19 protein-coding genes are annotated in these 23,777 nt (G+C 50.7%); 12 read left to right on the top strand and 7 right to left on the bottom strand.

The features are described 5' to 3' along the window. Positions 1-67 precede the first annotated feature (67 nt). Positions 68-1,363: an NHL repeat-containing protein gene (locus HY774_03895; GenBank protein ID MBI4747602.1), complete on the bottom strand. Its 1,296-nt coding sequence runs from the start codon at positions 1,361-1,363 to the stop codon at positions 68-70. Positions 1,364-1,971: 608 nt separating this feature from the next. Here HY774_03895 and tsaD point away from each other — a divergent pair. Beyond that, a complete protein-coding gene (gene tsaD / locus HY774_03890; GenBank protein MBI4747601.1) occupies positions 1,972-3,060 on the top strand; it encodes a tRNA (adenosine(37)-N6)-threonylcarbamoyltransferase complex transferase subunit TsaD in 1,089 nt (362 codons plus the stop codon). Positions 3,061-3,426: 366 nt separating this feature from the next. On the opposite strand, the gene HY774_03885 is transcribed toward tsaD, so the two are convergent. Further along, on the bottom strand, positions 3,427-4,632 hold the full coding sequence (locus tag HY774_03885; protein ID MBI4747600.1) for a hypothetical protein: 1,206 nt from the start codon (positions 4,630-4,632) through the stop codon (positions 3,427-3,429). A 266-nt stretch (positions 4,633-4,898) separates the two neighbouring features. Here HY774_03885 and meaB point away from each other — a divergent pair, with 266 nt between their 5' ends. The 9 genes from meaB (at position 4,899) to HY774_03840 (ending at position 14,800) form a co-directional block, all read left to right on the top strand. Further along, positions 4,899-5,861, top strand: a complete 963-nt coding sequence (gene meaB / locus HY774_03880; protein MBI4747599.1) for a methylmalonyl Co-A mutase-associated GTPase MeaB — start codon at positions 4,899-4,901, stop codon at positions 5,859-5,861. 20 nt (positions 5,862-5,881) lie between these two features. Then, positions 5,882-6,295, top strand: a complete 414-nt coding sequence (gene mce / locus HY774_03875) for a methylmalonyl-CoA epimerase (protein MBI4747598.1) — start codon at positions 5,882-5,884, stop codon at positions 6,293-6,295. 213 nt (positions 6,296-6,508) lie between these two features. Then, entirely contained in the window at positions 6,509-7,699 is a 1,191-nt protein-coding gene (locus HY774_03870) for a peptidylprolyl isomerase (GenBank protein ID MBI4747597.1), read from the top strand. Positions 7,700-8,117: 418 nt separating this feature from the next. After that, the gene (locus tag HY774_03865) at positions 8,118-10,556 is read left to right on the top strand and encodes an endonuclease MutS2 (GenBank protein MBI4747596.1); all 2,439 of its coding nucleotides are present in this window, start codon (positions 8,118-8,120) and stop codon (positions 10,554-10,556) included. A 339-nt stretch (positions 10,557-10,895) separates the two neighbouring features. After that, complete coding sequence (locus tag HY774_03860; protein ID MBI4747595.1) at positions 10,896-11,645, top strand: serine/threonine protein phosphatase; 750 nt, start codon at positions 10,896-10,898, stop codon at positions 11,643-11,645. Between the two features lie 331 nt (positions 11,646-11,976). Continuing rightward, on the top strand, positions 11,977-12,498 hold the full coding sequence (locus tag HY774_03855) for a hypothetical protein (GenBank protein ID MBI4747594.1): 522 nt from the start codon (positions 11,977-11,979) through the stop codon (positions 12,496-12,498). Between the two features lie 72 nt (positions 12,499-12,570). Then, a complete protein-coding gene (locus HY774_03850; protein ID MBI4747593.1) occupies positions 12,571-13,098 on the top strand; it encodes a hypothetical protein in 528 nt (175 codons plus the stop codon). 114 nt (positions 13,099-13,212) lie between these two features. Beyond that, the gene (locus HY774_03845) at positions 13,213-14,214 is read left to right on the top strand and encodes an FHA domain-containing protein (GenBank protein ID MBI4747592.1); all 1,002 of its coding nucleotides are present in this window, start codon (positions 13,213-13,215) and stop codon (positions 14,212-14,214) included. Positions 14,215-14,422: 208 nt separating this feature from the next. Next, positions 14,423-14,800: a hypothetical protein gene (locus HY774_03840; GenBank protein MBI4747591.1), complete on the top strand. Its 378-nt coding sequence runs from the start codon at positions 14,423-14,425 to the stop codon at positions 14,798-14,800. Positions 14,801-14,993: 193 nt separating this feature from the next. Here the strand turns inward: HY774_03840 and HY774_03835 are convergent, their stop codons facing one another. The 3 genes from HY774_03835 to dnaK form a co-directional block, all read right to left on the bottom strand. Beyond that, positions 14,994-15,494 (bottom strand): MerR family transcriptional regulator, encoded by a 501-nt coding sequence (locus HY774_03835; GenBank protein ID MBI4747590.1) that lies wholly within the window; start codon positions 15,492-15,494, stop codon positions 14,994-14,996. A gap of 161 nt (positions 15,495-15,655) precedes the next feature. Continuing rightward, on the bottom strand, positions 15,656-16,756 hold the full coding sequence (gene dnaJ / locus HY774_03830) for a molecular chaperone DnaJ (protein ID MBI4747589.1): 1,101 nt from the start codon (positions 16,754-16,756) through the stop codon (positions 15,656-15,658). A 162-nt stretch (positions 16,757-16,918) separates the two neighbouring features. After that, positions 16,919-18,844, bottom strand: coding sequence for a molecular chaperone DnaK (dnaK, locus tag HY774_03825; GenBank protein MBI4747588.1), 1,926 nt, complete (start codon positions 18,842-18,844; stop codon positions 16,919-16,921). A 314-nt stretch (positions 18,845-19,158) separates the two neighbouring features. On the opposite strand from dnaK, the gene HY774_03820 reads away from it, so the two are divergent. Together HY774_03820 and holB are read left to right on the top strand one after the other, a co-directional pair. After that, positions 19,159-20,505: a hypothetical protein gene (locus HY774_03820; protein MBI4747587.1), complete on the top strand. Its 1,347-nt coding sequence runs from the start codon at positions 19,159-19,161 to the stop codon at positions 20,503-20,505. A 44-nt stretch (positions 20,506-20,549) separates the two neighbouring features. Next, on the top strand, positions 20,550-21,542 hold the full coding sequence (gene holB / locus HY774_03815) for a DNA polymerase III subunit delta' (GenBank protein ID MBI4747586.1): 993 nt from the start codon (positions 20,550-20,552) through the stop codon (positions 21,540-21,542). A 112-nt stretch (positions 21,543-21,654) separates the two neighbouring features. On the opposite strand, the gene HY774_03810 is transcribed toward holB, so the two are convergent. Together HY774_03810 and HY774_03805 are read right to left on the bottom strand one after the other, a co-directional pair. After that, a complete protein-coding gene (locus tag HY774_03810) occupies positions 21,655-22,392 on the bottom strand; it encodes a hypothetical protein (GenBank protein MBI4747585.1) in 738 nt (245 codons plus the stop codon). A 170-nt stretch (positions 22,393-22,562) separates the two neighbouring features. Continuing rightward, the gene (locus HY774_03805) at positions 22,563-23,561 is read right to left on the bottom strand and encodes a hypothetical protein (protein ID MBI4747584.1); all 999 of its coding nucleotides are present in this window, start codon (positions 23,559-23,561) and stop codon (positions 22,563-22,565) included. Between the last annotated feature and the right edge of the window lie 216 nt (positions 23,562-23,777).

Below are 23,777 nucleotides of genomic sequence, written 5' to 3'. Positions count from 1 at the left end.
GCGAGTTCTTCAAGCGTCGGCTTTCCCCGCTGGTTTTATCTCACCAAATCAACCTCAGTTGATGTGGTTAATCGAAGAATGGTGGACTGGAATAGTGGATCTTGCTCGGGAACCGGAATTGACCGATTTGAGTTCCAGAACCATTGGGATAGCCAACCAGGTCCCACTGACCCGGTGAATCAAGTGGCCGAGCCTGAACCCGATTATTGCCAGTGTCGCTCACCACCAGCATTGGACCGGATTCCAGTTGTTTTCTCCATGGCTCTGAATAAAAACCGTAAGAAATGGTTACGCCTTCAGGCCGGTTGACCTGGCCAAGCCCAGTTCCAATCTGAGCCAACGCGGTTGAATTATTCGGGTTGCCATTTATCCACCGTAAAACCCGATTATTGCCGCTGTCGGCAACGTAGACGGTTCCGTCAAAATCAACACAGATTCCCTGTGGGTTCTTTACCTTGTTTAAGCCAACTCCCATTGAAGCAACGATGACACCGGTATCTCGAATATTGACATCGTCAACATCATCAATTCGTAAAACTCGGCTGTTTAACTGGTCGCAAACGTAGAGGGTGTCCCCTTCATAAAAATCCATGGCCAATCCAAATGGAGACCCAACCTGACCACTGCCACTGCCTTTTGAAGCCAGCAGCACCGCAAATCCGGGAATGCCATCTTCAAAACGCAAAATTCGTCCATTCCCAGTGTCGGCCACAATCAGGTTGCCTTCATTATCAATCGCCAGTCCCTGTGGCGCCCGCACCTGATTCAATCCAGAACCGACTGAAGCAAACACATCCCAGCAAATCCCACCATCGGTTGACCATTGAATCCGGTTATTCAAGGTATCCGCCACATAGATTGGAGCTGAACAGCAAAGACCCTTGTAATAGTAGTCCTCCTCGCTGACCACCGCTTCCGGGCCTCGAAACTGTCCCGGTGCGGAACCGACGCCATAGCCCAGGGTTTCCCAGCAAATCCCATCAAAGCGTTGAATCCGGTTATTGGTGGTATCGGCCACATAAACAAACGGTCCCGTTGAAGAAAATCCCCGATAGGTGCCGCTAATTGGAATGATTGGCGTCGAACGCTCATTGTCATCTTCAGACAAATTGGCGCCCTTTTTTTCTTCCTGTGGCAAAGCAACGGTGTGGCGAGGGGCTTTCGCCAGCATGCGTTTGGATTTTGCTCTCGCGGCGGCTGAGGACTTTGGCGCGGCAGTGAGCGCATAGATTCCACATACCAGCAGCACCAGAGTAAACAGCGAAAAAATTTGGACCACCCGGCTCGACCTGGTTGCGGAAGGGGATGAAGTCGCTTCAACTCCTCCTTCGACGCACGGCTTGAATTGAGTATTGTTCAACATAATGTTCTCTCCTCCGAGTTCACTCACATTTCGTGACGTTTCAAAATTTCAGGTTATGAGTAGTGCAATTGGCCCTGGTTTTATTTCTCTTTTTGAAAGCGTGGATTTGAATACTCCAGTGAGCTTTCGGTTTTTAACCTGCGCAGCAGGTGAAGGTTCGTAGTCCAGATGGAGTCTTCGAAACCCTGGGCTATATGCCTGCCGCCCAGTTTCTGGGCTCAAAACCAAGATTCAATATTAATTCTCGCTGAAGTACCAAAGATGGTCAAAAGGACCTTCAACAGGCCCTTGTTCGAAAACGTTGACCTCAAAAAAGTGAGGGAACTGCTATTCAGGTGATAATTGATAGGGACGAAGTCAGATCAGGGATCAGTCAGGCATTGAAACAATACTTGATACTGGTACCCGGTACAAGCTGAATTTTTCATCTTGAGAGCAGGAAAAATCTGTAAAAAATTGGCGGTTTTTTTTCTCAGATGATTCCGGTGTGGTTGCTCTCGGAATTGAGCCTGCCCAGATAGGCCAGGAGTCGTTGATTAAACCTGACTGGCACCACTACTCTTTGGGTTTTGGGTTCATAACTTTACGAAGGAAGCCTCTGTACACCCATGACATTTCGGTATGTGCTCGGTATTGAAAGTTCCTGTGACGAAACGGCGGCGTCCGTCCTCGAACATGGAACTGTGGTGCGGTCAAACATCATTGCGTCGCAAATCGAAACCCATCGTCCATTTGGTGGAGTCGTGCCTGAAGTAGCATCGCGGGAACATCTCAAGCAGATATGTGATGTGGTCAAACAGGCACTCACTCTGGCTGAGATTGAGGCCCATCACATTGATGGGATTGCGGTTACCCGTGGACCAGGCTTGATTGGATCACTGCTGGTCGGTGTTTCCTACGCCAAAGCCCTGGCCTATGCGCTCCAGAAACCGCTCATTGGGATTCATCACATCGAAGGCCATATTTATTCGGTGGTTTTTGAACATCCTCCAATTGAATATCCGGCTCTGGCATTGATTGTCTCAGGAGGACATACCAATTTGTTTTGGATTCCAGAGGAAACACACTATGTCCGACTCGGCCACACTCGGGATGACGCCGCTGGCGAAGCCTATGACAAAGTCGCGAAATTGTTGGGGTTGGGATATCCGGGAGGCCCGGTGATTGATCGGCTGGCGAAAACCGGGGTGGCCAGTGAAGCTCCGTTGACCTATCGCCCGCCACATATGCCTGATGCACCCTATGATTTCTCATTTAGCGGGCTCAAAACCGCCGTGCTGCGGTTTGTCCAGGAACACAATCTTGGCCGACTCGCTGAAGGTGAGGCAGTTCCAGCGATCATTCAAAATCTTTCAGCCAGTTTCCAGAAGGCGGTTGTCACCTCACTGACCAGAAATCTCCTGCGAGCAGCACGGGATTACCCTCCGAAAACAATCATTTTAGCGGGTGGTGTGGCCTGTAACTCGGCGTTGCGTGAAGCGATGAAGGAGGTTTCCAAAACGGTAGGGGTGCCGGTGGCGTTTCCGAGTCCGGTTTTTACCACGGATAATGCCGCCATGATTGCGGCTGCCGGCTATATGAGGTTACAGCGAGGGGAAATCAGTGACTGGAAGCTGGCCGCCGAACCGACATTGAAACTGCATTCCGAAGATGTCAATCCGGCGCCCAGCAGGGGGAAAAAACGATTCCGAAGCTGAAAAGACCAGGGCTGAGGGCCTTGTCATTACCCAAATTTTTTCGATTTCCAAAATATCAACCTGAATTGCCCCCATCACCCCGAACACAATGAACCGTCAGCATCATTTTTGAACCACCGCAGGACACAGAGGAACACAGAGGTTTTGAGCAACTGATCGGCCTCTGTGCTCCTCTGTGTCCTCTGTGGTGAGATGGTTGATGGCTACCCGATGTGGTGACCCCACAAGTTGGGGTTCACCTCAAGTTGGGACTCAACAGGCACATCGAAAAATTTGGGTAATGACAAGGCTGGGGGCTGAAGACTTCGGGTTCAGGGTATTAAACCCATTTTCTTCAGCCCCGAGCTTGCGAGTCTTCAGCCCGGTTTACTTATTGAGGCAGGCTTGAACATCAGCAATCAACTTTTGGAAATCAGTCTGAAGCTGGGCCGTTGAAATCCCTGACACTGTATTTAGGGCCCCGATCAGATCAGTTTGCAGCGTGGTAAGCTGGTCTGAGGTAATCCCGGTGCTCAAAACCACATTGTTGAAATCGTTAATCAGAACCGCTTGCTCGATGGCAGTGATGGTGGTGCCGCCCATGCTGGTCGAAGCCGTGTATTTATTCAAATCATCAATGAACTTCTGGACGGTTGACTGGCTCGGTGCGGTCAGGGTTGGAATGATAGTTCGCAAATCAGTCGTCAGTGTTTGAACCGCTGTTTGAAATCCCTGGGCTTGAGCCTGGGCCGAAATGGCTGACAGGTCGGCAATCACGAGTTGAATATCAGCCTGGACGGTACCGCTACAGGGGGCTGGCGCAGACGCGGCGGTCATCGTGCCGTTGGTGGTGACCGCTTCCGTGGTTGAAGTGGCAACACTTGAGCCGGGTACCGCCGCCAGCGCCTGCATTGTGGCGCTTACTGTGTTGAGGGTTCCCTTGCTTGGGCTGCTTCCCCGTTCAGCCAGGGCGGTGTCAATCAAGCCCTGACCCAGGTCTTCCTGCCACGAGTCATCAAACTCGGCTTCATTGGCGGCCTGTTCCGGTGTTTGCCTGGCTTTCAGACAGGGTATGGAAACCACGACGGTCTTGGGATCAAAGTTCACCTGGCGGTTGAGAATCACCACCGTGCCAGATTCGGGAACGATGACTTCAGACGTAAATTTCACCGCCCCCACGGCAAAGGAATTGTTTTCACATTGCAGGTTAAAGTTTCTTCCCTTCTTATCAGTGATATCAATGGCGGCGCTGCCGGTGTGGGTGATGCTCTGGATATCGAGCGACATCATAAACCGGCGTGGACTGATGGGGGTCGTTGGGCTGAAAACCAGATTGCCGTAGGTAACGTTGTACTGGCCCTGCTGTTGAAAACTGAAGGATACCTTTTTTTGCGCCCCATCAATGTTGATGTCTGAAGCACCGGCGGTCAGTCCTGGATGTTCAGAAACAAATTGCGGGAAGTTTTGCTGAAAAGTGATAAGCTGTTGATTGAGTTCTGAGTCAGTCACAATCTGTTGCCCAAATGCCTGACTGGTACCCACTCCAAAAATGAACAAAATGCTGACGATACAAAGTTTGAAAATGCGTGTCATATAGTTTCTCCTTGTGCGATCTGAATCTTTTTGATGAGGTTTTGTTGACAAACCGCACTTTGCCAGACACGACGGCCACTTCAAAAAACAACCCGGCCACTGACGGTTTTTTGGGGGTTACTGACGAATCCCGGTCGGTGAATTGCGGAAACACATTGATCACTCACGGCTGGCAGGACTTGAATGCCAGCGATGAATTCCTAGAATACAAACCTTCTTTTTATCTTCTCCCGAAGGAGTTTCTGGTTTTGAGTACTGCACACACGCTGGCTGACGGCATTTTAAAGGGCAACATCCGCTCCATCGCCCGAGGTATTACCGCAATTGAAAACAATACCTCCGAGGCGCTCTCCCTGATGAAACAGATTTTCCCGCACACCGGGAAAGCCACGGTGATTGGGTTGACTGGTTCACCCGGCGCCGGGAAAAGCTCACTGGTTGATACATTGGCGAAATTGTACCGCCAGCGCGGTGAGAAAGTCGGAATCTTGGCCGTTGACCCATCCAGTCCTTTTTCAGGCGGCGCCATCCTTGGGGACCGGATTCGAATGCAGTCACTGGCGCTGGATCCAGGCATTTACATTCGAAGCATGGCCACCCGAGGCAATCTCGGCGGTCTGGCTCGGGCAACCGCCGACGCCGCGCTGATTCTGGATGCCGCCGGCTATGACCGGGTGATCGTTGAGACCGTCGGCGTCGGCCAGGACGAAGTTGATATTGTCAAAACCGCCGATGTGACGCTGGTGGTGATGGTGCCTGGAATGGGCGATGACATACAGTCAATCAAAGCCGGCATCATGGAGATTGGGGACCTGTTCATTATTAATAAGTCTGATCGCGAGGGCGTCGAACGCATCGAAAAGGAAATCGAGGCCATGCTCAGCCTGGGTCACCGCCCTGATTTCTGGCAGCCTCCGATCTTAAAGACCGTGGCCACGCGCCACCAGGGCCTTGACGAAGTAATTGAGGCTATTGCAAGCTACCTGACTTTCCTGCAACAACATCAACAGGCACGGCAGGACCGGCAGGCACGGATTGCCGAACTCAAACTCACGGAACTTCTGAGAGAGAAGCTCCTGACAGTTGCCCGCCGGAGGGCGGCAACCGGTCCCGAATGGTCAGCCTGGGCTAACCAGGTTGCCACCCGCGAACGTGACCCCTATTCGATTGTTGAGGAAATCCTTGACCGTCTGAATCTCTCAGGGAACCCTAAATCACTTTCGGAATGAAGGGATACTGCGAACTATCTATGAAAATTGACCATTTGGGAATTGCGGTCGAATCCCTGGAAACGGCACTCAAGTTTTACCGTGATGCCCTGGGGCTCGCGGTCTGTGGCGAAGAAGTTGTCGAAGACCAGGGAGTAAAAGTGGCCATGTTGCCCATCGGCGACAGCCGGGTCGAACTGCTTGAAGCCACCCATGACAACTCCCCGATTGCGAAATACATTGCCAAACGCGGCCCTGGAATTCATCATATTTGTATTCGGGTTGACGATGTGGCGGCAACTCTGGCAATACTCAAAGATCAGGGTTATCAATTGATTGACCAGCACCCGCGCCCTGGGGCTGACGGATGTCTGGTTGCTTTTGTCCATCCGAAAAGTACTCACGGAGTTTTGCTTGAACTCTCGCAGAAAACCGAACACCAGGAATCAGAATAAAGAATGAAGAATGAAGAATGAAGAATTGAGAATAAAGAAATCCTGGTTCTTGGTTCTTCTCCGAAAGTGTTGATTTCCAAGTACGAGGTACCAATCACCAGGTACTAACCACGAACCACCTTCTTCATTCTTCACTCTCAATTCTTCATTCTTCATTCTCAATTCTTCATTCCTCTGGTTTTTAACCATCACTGAGCACAGGAGATTATCCCCTTGAAACGAGCGCTCTATACTCTTGTTATTGTTTGCTTGATCGCCCTCTCGGGTGTGATTGCAATGAGAACCCGGTCACAACAAACGTCGGTCAATATTTCAAAAGTTGAAATGGAAAACTTTTTGAAGGGCCTCAACCCGATGTTGTTGATGCAACTCAGCGGTGCCGAAAATGGAAAAGCTGATTTGGTGAAAGACTTGAAACGAGCGATTGCGCTTGGTCAAGAAGCTGATCGCCTTGGCATCACCGCCAAACCTGAGATTCAGTCCCAGTTGGAGCTGGCCCGGAAACAAATCCTGATCAATATCTACAAGGAATCACCCGAAGGCCAAAAGGCCAAAGTGAGCAAGGAAGAAATTGATCAGTATTACAAGGTCAATCCGACCGCCTTTGATGACTTTCTCAACAAAAATGCCGACTTGAAAAAGCTCCCGAATGCCAGTGACTTAAAAGGACAATTCGCGGAGCTTTCCATTTTGTCTGAACGGGCTGAAAAAGCTGGGGCAATGAAAGATCCAGGATTCAAAATCAAATGGCTGGTCACCAAAGCCAATGTGGTGGGTGAAAAAACCGTTGAGCAAATTCAAAAATCGCTCCAGGTTTCAGACGTTGAAATCAACAAATATTATGAAGAACACAAAAGTGACACCTTTGAAGAAGTAAAGGCCAGTCACATTTTGCTCCCGACCAAGGAACTGAACCCAGAGCAGCCTCACCCCGGTGAACACACCCCAACTCAGAAGGTGTACACCGCCGATGAAGCCAAACAAAAAGCTGGTGAATTGATTCAACAAGTCCAGGGTGGGGCTGATTTTGCCAAACTGGCTGAGCAATTTTCACTTGATACCGGTTCGGCCAAACAAGGCGGCGATCTGGGATATTTTGGCCGGGGCCAAATGGTGAAACCATTTGAAGAGGCCGCGTTTACGTTAAAGACCGGCGATATTACAACTTCACCCGTCATCACGGAATATGGAGTGCATATCATCAAGGTTACGGACCATCGCACCCGACCGCTGGACAAACCGTTGCAGGATCAGATTCGTGATATGCTGAAAGGAAAACAGTTGGAGGAACGACTGGATGCCATGGTGCAGGCCAGTCAGATTTCAGTAGCCGCCGATTTTGAAATCCCAGAAGCCAACCCCCAGCAGTTGCCTGGCCGCAGTGCCCCTCCAGGACATCCATAATCGGTTTGCAGCAGAGGCGTAAACCAGGGTTCACCTATTCCTCCTTTTGACCAGGGTTTTCGTTGTCAACCAGAGAGATCACCAATACCCGGCGGTATCCATTCCGCCGGGTGTGCTCGTCACCCAGTTTGGCCTCTCTTCCAGTTCACACAACTCCTCGCCGAATTGCCAGACGATTCTGCTGCTTCGAGGGATGTTATCCGAAATTTCCCATGAAAAATTTATTCTAGCCGTGGTTCCTCGTTCCTGAGAGACAGCCTGGATTGATAGGACAGCCGATTTTCACCTGTGTCCCAACCACATCCAGCTTCCCTGCTCAGCGAAGTCAACTGTTGAATGGCCTGGCCATTCATGGTGCCAGGACCTGGAACCTTAATCAAGTTCCACACTGGGAAATTATTCCTTTCAAATGAAGAACATGCCAATACAAGCACTTGATACACTTGAATTTCCACAGCTTCGGGCAATGCTCGCCCGAGAGGCTCAATCTGACCAGGGCCGCCTCATGGCTTTGGAGTTGACTCCGACTGACGAATGGTCAGTTGTGACTCGGAATCTCACGCTCACCACCGAAGCGCGCCGGTTTTGTCAGGAAGTTGGCCGGCTTTCGGTCGGGGACTTACCCGATCCAACCTCAATTCTCGAACAACTTCGGATTGCCGGCACGCGGCTCGAAACTGATCAACTACAAACGGTTTTGAGATTTATGCAGGTCGGAATCTCACTTCAGGAAATGTTTCGCCCGGTTCGAGATGAATTCCCGACCCTGAACAGTGTTTTTCACCTTCTGCCCAACTTGAGCAAGCTCTATCAATCCACCCGCCGGGTACTGCTTCCGACCGGTGAAATTGACGAACGCGCCAGCTCGGAATTACGCCGGATCCGGCACGAAATCCAAACTCAGCGCGCCCGGATCCACCGTCAGTTGGAAGGAATGCTCCGCCAGGCTGAACTTGAACCGGCTTTTTCGGATCAAATCATCACCCAACGCAATGGAAGATTTGTCCTTCCGATTCGGAGCGACCACCGGGGCCACCTGCCTGGCGTGGTCCACGCCGCCTCATCGAGTGGGGCAACCGTCTTTATCGAGCCGATTGGAACGATTGAACTCAATAATGAGATGGTTCGCCTCCAGGATATGGAAGAGGCTGAAATTGCCCGAATTCTCTTTCAGATTACTGAAGCGCTGCGAACTGAACACAGTGCCATTGAACAACTTGCCTGGACACTGGCTGAAATTGACTTTCTGGCGGCCAAAGCCCGCTTCGCTGAAACCTTTCGCGCTGTGGAGCCAAAACTCAACACCGATGGGATTTTTTCCGTCACGGACGCCCGTCACCCGTTGCTTGAATCGCGGTTGAATCAGGAAGGCGGAAAAATCGTTCCCATCAGCTTTACCCTCAACGGTACCGAACAGGTCATGGTCATTAGCGGTCCGAATGCCGGAGGCAAAACCGTGGTGCTGAAAACCGCCGGCATCTGTGCGCTGATGGCCCAAAGCGGGTTACATGTACCGGCTCGCGAAGCCAATGTCTGCCTCTTTCATCAAATCCACGCCGATATTGGCGACCACCAGTCACTGGCTGCCAACCTGTCTACCTTCTCGTCGCACATCACCAACATCCGCACCATTACTGGAACAGTGACGGCACCAGCCCTGGTGCTCATTGATGAAATTGGCACTGGAACTGATCCCGACGAAGGAGCGGCGCTGGGAACGGCAATAGTTGATTTCCTGCGGTCACAGACCATCCACACGATTGTTTCAACCCACTACAACCCATTAAAAGTGTATGCCGACACCACCGATGGGGTGTTTAACGCCTCGGTGGAATTTGATTTTGAAACCTTGCAGCCAACCTACCGGCTGCTGACAACCCAGGCTGGATCTTCAAGCGGGATTGAAATTGCCCGTCGGCTGGGCCTCAGCCCGGCAATTCTCGATCTGGCCCTGGAGAAACTGGGCTCCCGCGAACGGGACCTGTCTCACTACCTTGAAAAACTGAAATCAGAAATTGACTACCACCACGATTCAAATGTGGCCCTTGAAGAAGAACGGGCCATCCTGGCTGAACGCTATGCCCGGCTTGATCAACAATTTGCCGAACGGGAACTGGCCCGCCAAAAAGTATTTACCGAAACCCTCAACGAGCTTCGGGATGAATTTTTTGAACAGGTTCGACCATTGCTAACCCAAATTTCCGATCAGGTCCAACGCTCTAAAGCCCAACATTCAGCCGAACGAGCGGTTGAAAAACTGGCTCGGGCCGCCAATGAAAAATTCAAACAACAAAATGCCCTTCGACTGGTCAAACCGACTCCTCCACCAACCACTCCGCAACTCCCTGGAACACCTCAAACCGAGGAGCCGACGGTTGAGGAAGGTGAGCTGCGGGTTGGGGATTTGGTGCGAACTGATCTGGGCCAGGAGGGCGTGATTGAATCAATTCAACAGGGAATGTTGCTGGTTCGCGTTGGGTCAATGCGCTTAAAAACCGCGAACACCCACGTCAGGCGAATCAGCAAGTCAAAATCGCAGGCAGGTCACAAATCGGTGTTGGAGCGGGCTGCCGCTGCTGCCGCCACAAGTCATCAACCGGCTTCGGAAGAATCTCAGGCTGAAATCAATCTGATTGGCTGCAGCGCCGAAGAGGCCAGAGATCGCGCCGACAAATTTCTGGATGATGCCGCCATGCACCAGATGAGTCAGGTGCGCATTATTCACGGAATGGGGATGGGAATTTTGCGGCGCGAAATTGAAAACCTGCTCGAAGGACACCCCCATGTGGCCCGGTTTTACAAGGCCCCAAACAACCAGGGTGGCGCGGGTGCCACGATTGTGGAACTCCGACAGTAATCAAGGGGTTGGAGGATAGGGGGCAGGGGTTAGAACAAGTGAAATGAAAGATTTTGGAATCCCAACTTCCACAAATTACATTGATTTTCCCTATCCCCTATCCCCCATCCCCGATTCCCTTTCTTTCCCCAACCTGCCATTTTTATGTAGAGTCTTGGCGCAAACTTCTGCTAGACTAGGTATCCTGAATTCAGCCTTTACACTCCCAGTTCAAGATTTCAATTACCGCTTTCTGGAAGCGATCCCCCTGCCGCTTCGCCTTCCCTGAGAGCTTTGCTGTGATTCTATTTTCGGCGCACCCAGACTGAAAGAGCTTGTTCACCCGGAGGCTTACCCGGAATGCAAAACACCTACGTATTCGGTGATATTCACGGAAGGTATCGGCAACTAAAAAGAATTGTTGAATCGCTCGATTACAATCCTCGGCGGGACCGAATCATTTTTGTTGGAGACCTGATTGATCGAGGCGAGGATGCGCCAGGGGTCGTCTCCTATGTGATTGAACTGCAGGCACAAAATCCACGGGTTGTGGCATTGCGGGGGAATCATGAACAAATGCTGCTGGATTTGCTGGACGAGGGCGACCCCCTCTGGCTCATCCCGGAAAATGGCGGCATCATGACCATGAATCAATACGGGTGCGAGATCAACGAAGAAACCTCAACCATTTCCCTCCATATTCCGCAAGAACACCTCGATTTTTTCCGCCGCATGCCGTTCTTTTATGAGGATGATAAAGCATTGTATGTGCACGCCGGAATTGTTCCCGGCAAGCATCCGTCAGAGTGCGAGCCGGATGTCTTGATTTGGACCCGTGACCTTAAATTTTTCAAATTGTATCGTGGAAAGCCGTGTTTCTTTGGCCATACCCCAACCCGGTACCTTCCGCAAGACGGGGTTCGCCAACCTGGCGAAATTTATGTGTGCGGCAGTGCGATTGGGCTTGATACCGGATGCACCTTTGAAGACCCATTGAGTTGTTTTCACGTCGAATCAGGAACCGTGGTTCGCATGTATCCGGATCAGGATCTGACCAAATATCAGGTTCAGGTACAGTGTCTGGATCAGGTACTGGAGCCGAAATCCTAACCGGGCCACCCTGTGGTGAATCCGCAGTGCCCTCTCTTTTCCACAAACACCAATCACCATCCTGGATTGCACAAATGCTCACTTTTGGTTCAACCAGGTGCAGGATCCTTCTTTCAAAATCTCATTTATTTCCGGCACCGCCAGGGAGTTGGGCCAATTTCTTTTCGGGACATAGCCTGATTCCACTTCTCGTTACATCAATGAGTGGCGTTTCACACCATTCGATCTTGAACGATTTCAGCTATTTATGAAGTGTTTTCTTTCTATTCGCTCTCACAAGCGAGTTCCCTCTTTTTACCTGGGAGTTCTGTTTTTATTCTGCTTTTCGATCATGGGCTGTCAACCCGCACCACCAACCCAGACGGCGTCGCCAACCCAGACGGCGGGGACGCCAGCGTCTGGGAGCCCACCCTCAACGTCCCCGCCAACTGGAAATCCAGCGTCATCGGTCGGGCCACAATCCCTCTGGCAGGCAGTCACGGTTGAAAAAGATTGTCTTTCCGAAAATGTGACAATCTCAGCCGGGGCATATTTCCTGTTTCCAGTTATTGAGACAGTTGACGGTGCAAAATCAATCACCCAGATGGTCCTGGCTCAAAAACCGGATCTCAAAATTGAGGAAATTGATAAAGAAAAGCACCGTGCGAGCGACGGGACCTTTGCGGTTTTTATCCCAGTCGTAGGCCGTGCGGAACTCAAAACCGGGTTTACTGAAAACAAAGCCAGGGCCGCGCTCAACCCACAGATTGTCTCGCTATGGTATGGGCTGAGTGGTGGAAATCACGAGTGGGTCTCGACTCCACTCAAACTCAAAAACCCAGCTCCGGCTGAGTCACCTGGGAAGAAAAAATAACAACCAGTACTCAGGTAAATATAGATTTTTTCAGGAGTTAACATTTTTCAAATCTACCAGGATGATTTCAAAATGATATCCACTCACGGGAACAGGTTTTGCCCGCTCGGGTATCGAATCTTTGGACTGGCAATGCTTGTGATGGCAGCCTGGATTCCAATGGCTGGGTGCCGGACAAAAGGCTCAAGTGTCATCAAGGCTGTCACGCCCACCACCCAGGCAACCTCACTCTGGCAACCTATTGAAATTACCCATCCGGTGCAGATTGAAACCTTTGTGATCCCAAGTGGAAAATACTTTATTTTTCCAGTGATTGAACCACAGGACGATGGCTCATCTGTCTCCGAAATCCTGATTTCAGTTCGGTCTGGGGTTGAGCCACAATCAGTTGATCGGGCAACCGGGAAAACCAGTGATGGTGTGATGGCGGTTTTTATCCCTATTCTTGGGCGTGCAACGTTGCGCACTCAATTTACCGGTCATCAAGTCCGGTTTTCACTCAATCCACAAATTGGCACCATCTGGTTTGGGCTGGCTCATACCAATCAAGAATGGTGCTCAATGCCGTTGAAACGAATGTTGGGTTCTGAACAGAAATAATCTTCAATGGCTCAACCAGACAACACACAAACCAATCTGGGGTTGCCCCACCCACTTCCCTCCACTGCCTGGCAGTACAACCTTTGACCTCTTCACCCTACGGACGATTCGTTTATGGCAAGCGACACGCGACAAATGTTGATCAATCTCGAACAGTTTTTGACCGAATCGGTCAAAGCGAATTACTGGCTGACCCCCACCGACATTGCCCCAAACTCAATTGCCCGCCATCTTCTGGATGAACTGGCTCGCAAACGGTTTATCTGGGTTGGGAATGAAACCTACGTCCCAAACAAAATTGTGGTCAATGCCCCAAATCCAACCCCCGAGAAGCTTGAGGAATACGAGGTATTGTTTAATTCCGTGGTGTTTATGAAGTACCTCTATGATTACATCACCGGATCGGGCTTTAAACTCTTTGCCCCCATTACCGTCGAAATCAAAGGGTATGTGACTGAAGACCGCCAAAAAACCTGCTCCCTGGTCTTTGAATGGCCAACACCGGAAGACACCAATGATGATGTCACCGTCAAGGTTGATGAATCCGAAGGACGAATTCTGGAAGTGACCGGACGCCAACCTCAAATCCCCAGACTGGCACGGTTGTCGGCGATGAGCGGCCAGGTGTATCGCACCCCGTATGTCATTACCCGAAAATCAACCTATTTGGGCCGGTTACGGAATGTGCTTGATAAACAAACCGGAGAAATCCTGAGACGGAATGATTTTGTGTTTTCCCGGCTCGACGACGACAACTCCCCAAACAGCAGTGTCTCGCGCCAGCATGCCACTATCGTGTTCGAAGATGGGGAATTTTTGCTTTATGACACTGGAAGCGCCAATGGAACGTCAGTTGAACGCGCTGGTGAAGCCCTCGAAGTCCCGCGCAATAACCCCAAAGGGGTGTTGTTAATGGATGGAGACATCATTCGGCTTGGAACAGCCCTGGTTCGGGTAGATCTTGATCCAGACGTTTCAGACACCAATTTCGGAGCTACCACTGGATCACTTGAGCTTACCACCCCAGTTGAAGACTCCAGCGAAAGCCTGACAACGGTTCGTGTTTCCCGACAGGAAATCGAAGCCGAAATGCGAAAAGTTTTGGAATCAGAGTAAGTGGAATGAAGAATGAAGAAAGTGGTTAGTGGTTAGTGGTTAGCTTTTGGTTCTTGGTTCTTGGTTCTTGGTTCTTGGTTCTTGGTTCTTGGTTCTTGGTTCTTGGTTCTTGGTTCTTGGTTCTTGGTTCTTCTTCGAAAGTATTGATTTCTAACCACTAACCACTAACCACTAACCACTAACCACATTCTTCATCTTGGTGAGGGCTATGTCTCGAAAGATCAATGGGAGTTCTATGGTACGGATTACTTCGGGTTCAAGCGTGGTATTGAGTTTACATAGCCCTCGGGAAAAGATTTGGGGCATTCTGGTCTCGATTGAACAATCTGGAGTTCAAATTTGCGGCGTTGATATCAACACGTTTGACGACTGGCTTAATTCCGTTACCAATGGAGAATCAAATATTGGGCTAACCAATAGTTTTCTGCCGATGTGGCGAGTTGAACGCATCTCGTTAGATGAAACGGTTGGAGATATCTTGTCACTTGAAGAACAGTTTGCGCTCCGGGTCGGCATCACGCTGACCGAATACCTGAAGGGCGCCAGGGATGGATATGTGAGTTCAACCGAAAACTGGCGGCAATAAGCGAACACCGAAGAAGGGTTCAAACGCAAACGGGCTGAAGCGTGCGAGTTGGAAGGTGCTTTCCATAAACTCGATCTCTTCAGCCCGTTTTCTTTAATACCACTTTGGAAAGTTCCTCTTGTATGAGCAAGAGGTTAAGTCGTTGATAGGATTGTATTTCCCTGAGTCCTGATCCCCCCAGCCCTCAATGGTATCAGGATTGATTTTGATCCAGATCAATTGTGATTGGATCATCGGCGGTCTCAATTTTAATTTGTCGGGCTGTTTTTGAAAGCGCATTCCCCCGTGACGTGCGGCGCTCGGTTTGCTCAATGATCACCAGATGGCTTGGGGGAGTTCGCACCAGCGCATTTTGCAGGTGCTCCTGGTCAACAGCCATGTTTTCAGCAATTTGTTCGCGCAGATACTCTAAAAACCGATTGAAGTCTCGCTGCATCTCGTCCATGCGCTGCCGTAAATCAATAATGATTTGCACTCCAGCCAGGTTGACCCCCATATCCCGAGTCAAACTCAAGATCATCTTCAGTTTTTCCAGGTCATCATCAGTGTAGTACCGGGTGTTTTTTTCTGACCGGGACGGCGTCAGAAGACCTTCACGTTCATACAGCCGAAGCGTTTGTTCGTGAATGCCAAATGTATTGGCCACCACACCGATAGTGTATCGCTTGGGTCGCTTCTTCCGCTCTTGAACCACAACCAACCTCCAAATTCAATTGGATGAAGAATGAAGAAAATTCATAGTGGTGAGCGGTTGGTGGTGAGTGATTAGTACCTGATGCTTAGAAAGCAAGACCTTCGAAGAAGCACCAACCACTCACCACCAACCACTCACCACTTTCTTCATTTTTCATTCGATTAGGAAAGTCCGATTTCAGCCCGAGGATTTTCTGGATTCAACTTTGCAAACTGTCGCAAAATTTCCTTGGTCTCTTCACTGATGACCTTTGGAAGGGTAATTCGGACTTCGACATACTGATCTCCCCGTTCCTGGCCTTGACTTCGAAGGATTGGAAATCCTTTGTCCCGCAACCGGAACTGCTGTCCGGATTGCGTACCGGGTGGAATTCGCAGAACGGCCTTGCCATTGATCGTGGGGACTTCGATCTTGGTGCCAAGCGCGGCTTCTGGAACCGTAATCGGAATCGTGCAGTGGATATTATCCCCTTTGCGAACAAAATATTGATGCACTCCAACATTGGTAATGATCAATAAATCCCCCGCCTGTCCGCCGCGCACACCCGCATGGCCTTTGCCGGGAACTCGAACCCGCGAGCCAGTATCCACCCCAGCCGGGATGCGAACCTTGACGGCTTCGGACTTTAAGAGCACACCCTGACCGCGACAGGCCACACAAATTGGTCGTCGTTTTCCGGTTCCATTACAGGCACTGCAGGGCATATTCAACCCAAATCCCATGCGATTGGGTCCCCGTTGGCCGGTTCCATTACAGGTGCCGCACGTTGTGGTTGGTCCGGGCCCATCTCCGGTCGAATTGCAACTGGTGCAACTTTCATTGCGACTGATCGTGATGGTCGCGGTCAATCCATTGGCAGCGTCTTCAAACGAAATGGCGAGCGGATACTCAATATCAGCGCCGCGCTGGGTGCTGGGGCCAGATGCCGCCGCGGCTTTCCCTCCGCTGAATAATTCTGAAAAAATGTCGCGGAATGAACCACTTCCCATATCTCCGAAATCAAAGCCGCCAAAACCGCCCGGGCCGGCATTGGCATAGCTTTCATTATAGCTGCCAAATTTATCGTAGATTTCGCGTTTCTTCGGATCGCTGAGCACTTCGAAGGCTTCAGAGATTTTTTTGAATTTCTCTTCGGCCACTTTATCACCTGGGTTGAGATCAGGGTGATACTTCCGGGCTAATTTGCGATATGCCTTTTTGATTTCCTCGGCTGAGGCCGATTTCGCGATCCCAAGCAAGGTGTAATAGTCTTCATTTGCCATACGGCAGCCTCAACAGATGTGAATTGATACAGGTCCAGGCGAAAGGACCCACCGGAAAAGAGTCCAGAAACAGGTTGAGGAGAAAGCCGTTTTCTTGACAGCAAAGCCTTCTCCTCATTGTCCTGACACCACTGTGATCTGAAGTTTCAACCGTGATCGGGACTACTTCTTGTCGTCCACATCAACGTATTCGGCATCAATCACATCGTCATCTGATTTAGATGTTGCGCCGCCGGCACCGGCTGAGGCCGAGGCGCCACTGGCTGATCCACCTGGAGGAGCACCGGCCCCACCCTGACGATAAATGACTTCAGCCAGTTTTTGTGAACTGCGGCTGAGTTTTTCATACAGGCTGTTGAGTTCCGACAAGCTGGCCGTTTCAAGCTTGGATTTTGATTCGTTGAGTGCAGCTTCAATCTCGCTGATCGTGGCAGCATCAACCTTATCCCGATTTTCAGACAACGCCTTTTCAGTCTGGTACACCAGCGAGTCAAGTCGGTTTTTCGATTCAATTTGCTCACGACGCTGCTGGTCAGTCGCCGCGTTTGATTCAGCATCGCGAACCATCCGGTCAATTTCATCCTTGGCCAATCCCGAACTGGCCGTAATTGTGATTTTTTGTTCGCGTCCAGTGCCTAAATCCTTGGCCGACACATTCACAATGCCGTTGGCATCAATATCGAACGTGACTTCGATTTGAGGCACCCCACGCGGTGCCGGCGGTATTCCGATCAATCGGAACTGGGCCAGGGTCCGGTTGTCGCGCGCCATTGGGCGTTCACCCTGCAGCACGTGGACTTCAACCGAGGTCTGGTTGTCAGCCGCCGTTGAAAAGACTTCGCTTTTGCGGGTTGGAATCGTGGTATTGCGTGGAATCAACACCGTGGTCACGCCACCCAGGGTTTCAATCCCCAGTGACAGCGGCGTCACGTCCAGAAGCAACAGATCTTTGACATCACCCGCCAAAACCCCAGCCTGAACCGCCGCGCCGACGGCCACGACTTCATCTGGATTGACCGATTTATTCGGCTCTTTGCCAAAAAATTCACGCACCAGTTGCTGAACCTTCGGAATCCGGGTTGAACCACCAACCAGCACGACTTCGTGGATTTGAGATGGCTTCATATCGGCATCTTCCATCGCCAGTCGGCAGGGTTCGAGCGTCCGACGCAGAATGTCATCCACCAGGCTTTCAAACTTCGCCCGAGTCAGGCGCATCACCAGATGTTTTGGCCCAGAAGCGTCAGCCGTGATAAACGGCAGGTTGATTTCTGTTTCCAACGCCGATGACAGTTCCATTTTGGCTTTTTCAGCCGCTTCTTTCAGCCGCTGCAAGGCCATCTTGTCAGACGAAATATCAATGCCCTGATCCTTCTTGAATTCTGAAATGATCCATTCAATCAGACGTTTATCAATATCATCACCACCCAGGTGGGTATCACCGTTGGTGGCTTTCACCTCAACCACGCCTTCGCCGACTTCGAGGATTGAAATGTCAAACGTACCGCCGCCGAAGTCAAAAACCGCAATCACTTCTTCTTTTTTCTTATCCAATCCGTAAGCCAGCGCCGCCGCGGTTGGTTCGTTCACAATCCGCTTGACGTCCAAACCAGCAATTCGTCCGGCATCTTTGGTTGCCTGCCGCTGAGCATCGTTAAAGTAGGCCGGCACCGTAATCACAGCTTCGGTTACGGGTTGCCCCAGATATTCTTCGGCGGCGGTCTTCAATTTCTGAAGCACCATCGCTGACAATTCCGGCGGCGCCCATTCCTTGCTTCCAGCCATCACCCGAACATCCCCATTGGAAGCGGGTTGAACCGAAAACGGCACCTGGGTAATTTCGCCAGACACCTCATTATAGCGACGGCCCATAAAGCGCTTGATGGAATAGATTGTGTTTTCAGGATTGGTCACCGCCTGACGTTTGGCGACCTGCCCCACCAGGCGATTTCCATCTTTGGTAAATGCCACCACTGACGGAGTTGTTCGCGCTCCTTCAGCATTTGTAATCACAACTGGTTCGCCGCCTTCCATCACGGCGACTACCGAGTTTGTCGTTCCTAAGTCGATTCCAATAATCTTGCCCATTCGATTGCCTCCAACCCATTTCCTTTAAGAAGGTATTAATTCTGGCTGCCTTCTACCGAAGGTGCCATTGTTGAATCTGGGCCGAGTGTAATACCTGAGTGTATCCTTGTCAAGTTTTTTTGACATTAAGACACCCAACTTTTTCCAAGTTTCTTCCCACCACTTCCGTGCAGGTTCGGCATATACTGACTTTCCAATCTCATTTTTTTCATGGCGAATTCAGCCCTCTTCCGCTAGAGTATCGCGCGCACCAGTTCCAGCCCCACGGTGTGGTTTTCGGTCTCAATTTCCCTCTCCCTCAAGGATTTGCCGTTATGACTCACCCAGCTCTCGTGCCGGCTCTGGCCTGGCTTGACCAGCGAATTGCCAGTGACACATCACTGAGCCCCGCCCTGTTTGACCAATTGCTTATAGCCGAGCGCGACCAGGGCCTGTTGCATGGAACGCGTCCGCTGTGCCCATTTTTGCGTCCCCATATTCTGCATCGGTCTCAGTATCAGGCCATCAGTGATGCGGCTGAAGCTTTGGCCACGGCATTTGAACATCTGGCGGCAGTGGCGCTTCAAAATCCCCATATTATGGCCCGCCTTGGGTTAAGACCCAAAGAAGAAACCATGGCCCGGCTGGATCCCGGCTATCCCCGGCTGTGTGTGACCAGTCGCCTGGACACCTTCTGTACCGACACTGGGTTTCAGTTTTTGGAATATAATGCCGAAACTCCGGCTGGAATCTCGGATCAGGCACTGATGAGTAATATTTTTTTCAAGCTCCCGCATTTGCGGGAATTTCTTGAGAAATTTCCACATTGGATTCCCGATCCACAAACCCGGCTCCTGCGGGCCCTGGTGGAGGCCTACCGGGCCTGGGGCGGAAGTAAGGAAAAACCACACATTGGCATTGTAGACTGGCGGGGTGTGCCAACCTGGAGCGAATTCGAAGTCCTGAAAATCTATTTTGAATCACAGGGCTACCCAACGGTAATCTGTGATCCGCACGAACTGGAATATGATAATCAGGTACTCAGATATGGCGATTTCGCGATTGATATCTTTTACAAACGGGTGATCATTCACGAGTTTCTGGAGAAATTTGACGAGACACACCCGCTCGTGCGTGCCTATGCCGGGCATCGGGTCTGTATGATCAACTCGTTTCGGGCCAAAATTGCCCACAAAAAAGCTGGGTTTGCCATTCTCAGCGACGAACAATTTGAACACCTGTTCACACCTGAACAGGTACAGGTCTTTCGCAACCACATTCCCTGGACGCGCCTGGTTCAAGCCGGCAAATCAACCCATAAAGGCGAAACCATTGATTTACTTGATTTTATTTCGCAAAATCGGAGCCATCTGGTCCTCAAACCAAGTGATGATTACGGCGGACATGGTGTGGTGATTGGATGGGACGTGGATCAATCAGCCTGGGAAGCAGCCATCAAGCTGGCCATTGATCATGATTATGTGGTGCAGGAACGAGTTCCAGTTCAAAAAATCAAAATTCCCCTTTTCACCGACCGCATTGAAACCCACGAACTTCTGGTTGATTTTGATCCTTACCTGTTTAACAACCAGGTTGAAGGCGGAATGGTCCGCCTGGCGGCGACATCACTGGTCAATGTGTCCTCCGGCGGCGGCGAAGCCCCGTTGTTAATTCTGGAATAAATCCACCCGCCCGCTCACGCAGGTGGGACTGACCTCTCAGCTTTATGTCATTTGATCAATTATTTGGGAATCAACCACTCAAAGACCTTTTGCTTCGGGGACTTGGGCAAAATCGGCTTCCGCATTCGCTTCTCTTTACAGGACCGGAAGGGATTGGAAAACGTCAATTTGCTCTGGCCCTGGCTCAAGCATACAACTGCCCGGTTTCCCCGTTTGTCGGCTGTGGGCACTGTGCGACCTGCTTGCGGATCGAGAAAAAGGAACACCCTGACGTTCAATTGATTTCGCCAGACGGGGCTTTTATCAAAGTTGCCCAAATCCGAACCGAACTCGAAAAGCTGAGTTTTGAACCGTTTGAAGGAAACCGACGAGTGGTGATTTTTGATTCAGCCGAACGGATGAACCTCAATGCCGCCAATGCCTTGCTGAAAATGCTGGAGGAACCGCCGATTCATACATCCCTGATTTTGGTTACTCCAAATGCCCAGGCGTTACTTGAGACCATCCGCTCACGATGTCAAATCTTCCGATTTCAACCACTGACGATTGCTGAAATGGAAGCCTATCTGAGTCAAAACGTCCGACGGCCAGTTGAAGAAAACCAGCTTCTGGCGCGCATTGCCCTTGGAAGCCCCGGTCGAGTCACCGGAATTGACCTTACGGAATATCGCGCAATGCGAAAAGAAGTCCTCGAACTCATTGAATTGCTCGGCAAAGGCACCCAGCGCGTTCGACTGTTTAAAGCCGCGACACATTTTGGAAAAAAAGAGCGTGACGAATTTGAAGCCCGCTTAAACCTGATTGAGAGCGTCCTGCACGACGTTCTGTATCTGCTGACCAAAGTCGAGGAAGAAAAACTGATTCACCTGGATGTCCTCACAAAGCTCAAATCAATCAGCCAGCAATTCACCATTGAACGGCTGGCCCAACTCCTTCGCAGTTTTGAAGATATCCGCAAAAACATGGTTCGCAACGCCAACCGAACCATGCAGCTTGAGGCGATGTTTCTGGAGTTTATTCAGCCAGTGCGCCAGTAGGGCGTGTGGCTCTCTTGTAGGGTGGGGCTCCCAACCTGGCCGTGACCGTGGGCTTCGCACCACGGCTATTAAACGACGACCCTTCGGGCCTCAAACCTTTTATCTTTGGCACTTATGGGCTGGCGGATGGAACCTGGGTCTGGGGTTTAAATTTTGGGAAGCGTTTTTGAAGCTGGCGGAGTGCCCATCCGTCATAGACCAGTTCTCCGGTGTCAGACTGAAACTGGAAAATGATACCCAACCGGTTATAGCGGTCCAATCCCACATCATTTTCAATATAGGCTGCCAGATCGGCATTTTCTGAGGCAGCAGCTTCTTTTGCCCGTCGCTGGATTCGGGAGTTCAGGGTCCTGGCCTCAGCCTGTGCCGTCTCGGCCAGTTGCCAGAGCACCTGCGGTGTCAATTTGGATTGTTTGAATAAACTGAAAAAAATCTGACAGAGCCGCAACTGCTCAAAGTGGTTTGACTCTGCCAAAATCAACTTCCACAACCGGACATCATCACCACGGGTTCCAGACCGCGCCAGGGCCCGGCCATCAATCCAGCCACGCGTCCGGCGGGTGACCGCCACCCAATAGTATATCTGGCCTTTTCGATTTCGGGTTTGTGACAAAACGTAGAGCTTGCGCCCAACCCGCAGACGTTGTTTGAGTTCACCCTGTGACGTTGGGCTTTTTCTGAGTGCTGCCAGCCCGGCATCAACAATGACAGATTGCCGGGCGCCAGTTGATTCTACCCAGGATTTTTTTTCGGGTTCAACAACTGCCTCGTCTTGTGCCAGCAAGGGTTGATTGAACCAGCTAAGATTGAGAACAAAAATCAGGAACAGCAGATACACAGCTTTATTCATACAGTTCGGTATTGCCCTTTGAGATAAGATTTTGATTCAACTCAAGATCAATTAAACTGCAACTAGCTGAGATCAAATAACTTTCACTCTGATCCCAGCATAGTGTGAGCTTGATTGGCCTTGAAATGATCAATGGGCAATTTCCATACCGAATGTGAATAGCGACACCATCACTGGTCGCGTGTGTGACGTTTGACATCAGCCTTGAATGCCTGCACCACCCGTTCATAGCCTGGAGACTGGCGCAGTAATTCAAGATCCGGGTCAGTATCAAAACTGGCCGGGTCGTTCAATCCCAGGCCAATCGCCTTCACCAGCCATTCAATTCCCAGGTCCAGAGTACCAAGTTTTGAATATGCGCAGGCGATGTTGTAAGCAAAATTTCCCGATCCTCCTAATTCAAGCGCCAGCTTTCCAATTTTGATTGAATCTTTATATCTTTCCTGGAAAAACACCTCGGTCTGAAGCAGGTTCAACACCCGAAGAACCTCGGTTGATGGGGTCAGGGTTTGACACAGGTCGAGAGCCTCCGCCACCTGGCCAAGTTGCGCCAGTGCCAGGAGATAGTAACTGGTGGCCCAGGATTGGGGATGTTTTTCAAACTCCGGTTTGAGAATACTCAGGGCCCGCTCCGGCTGCTTCATTTCAACCAGATAGGCACCTTCATAGTCCGGAAGCGGACCAAACAAAACCTTATACCGGAGCACAAACAACCATCCGTCATCAAAGGTCTTGTTTTCAAAATTGGCATCAATCAACAGCCACAATACCTGTTGTTTCAGATCCTGACTCGAAGCCTGCTCCCAAAGAGTAAGGGCCTGCGCAATGGCCTCGGCTGGCTGGTGGTTTTCGATATGTCGTTTGATTTCATCAAGTTGCCCCCACAACCCTTTCTCCCTGCGTTGCTGAAGGCGACTGAATAACGCCTGAAAGTTTGGAAAGCCAAACCATAAGATGATAATGACTGAATTTCGAAATGGAGTTCCAAGCGCCACGGCAATCAATGCGAGGCACACCACGCTTGAAACAACCTCGGTCACAATCCCCGTGGCTTTGCGCGAGAACATCCGTTCCAGTTCCCAAATCACCTGACCGCCATCCAATGGCCAGACCGGCAATAGATTCAGCAGTCCCCAACCAATGTTGACCCATAAGAGATCAACGAACACTTCCTTCCCAAACTCAGATTGACGCCAACCAGGCAGCATCAAGGCCGTGGCCACAATCAGGGCCGCAAATAAAAACTTTCTGTCACAAATCCTGTGATCAAGATTAGGCAGCCAAATCCTCGAAATCCCATAAGGAAGGCCATTGTTGGTTGAGTTCAACGACTTTCAAAACGGCGAGGGCTTTACTGCCCGTGCGACTCCAGCTCATGGCATTAT

The sequence above is a fragment of the Acidobacteriota bacterium genome, from assembly GCA_016208495.1.
In the GTDB taxonomy this organism is placed as follows: Bacteria; Acidobacteriota; Blastocatellia; order Chloracidobacteriales; family Chloracidobacteriaceae; genus JACQXX01.
Note: the sequence above shows the minus strand (reverse complement) of the source record. Positions and strands in the feature narration are given on the sequence as shown.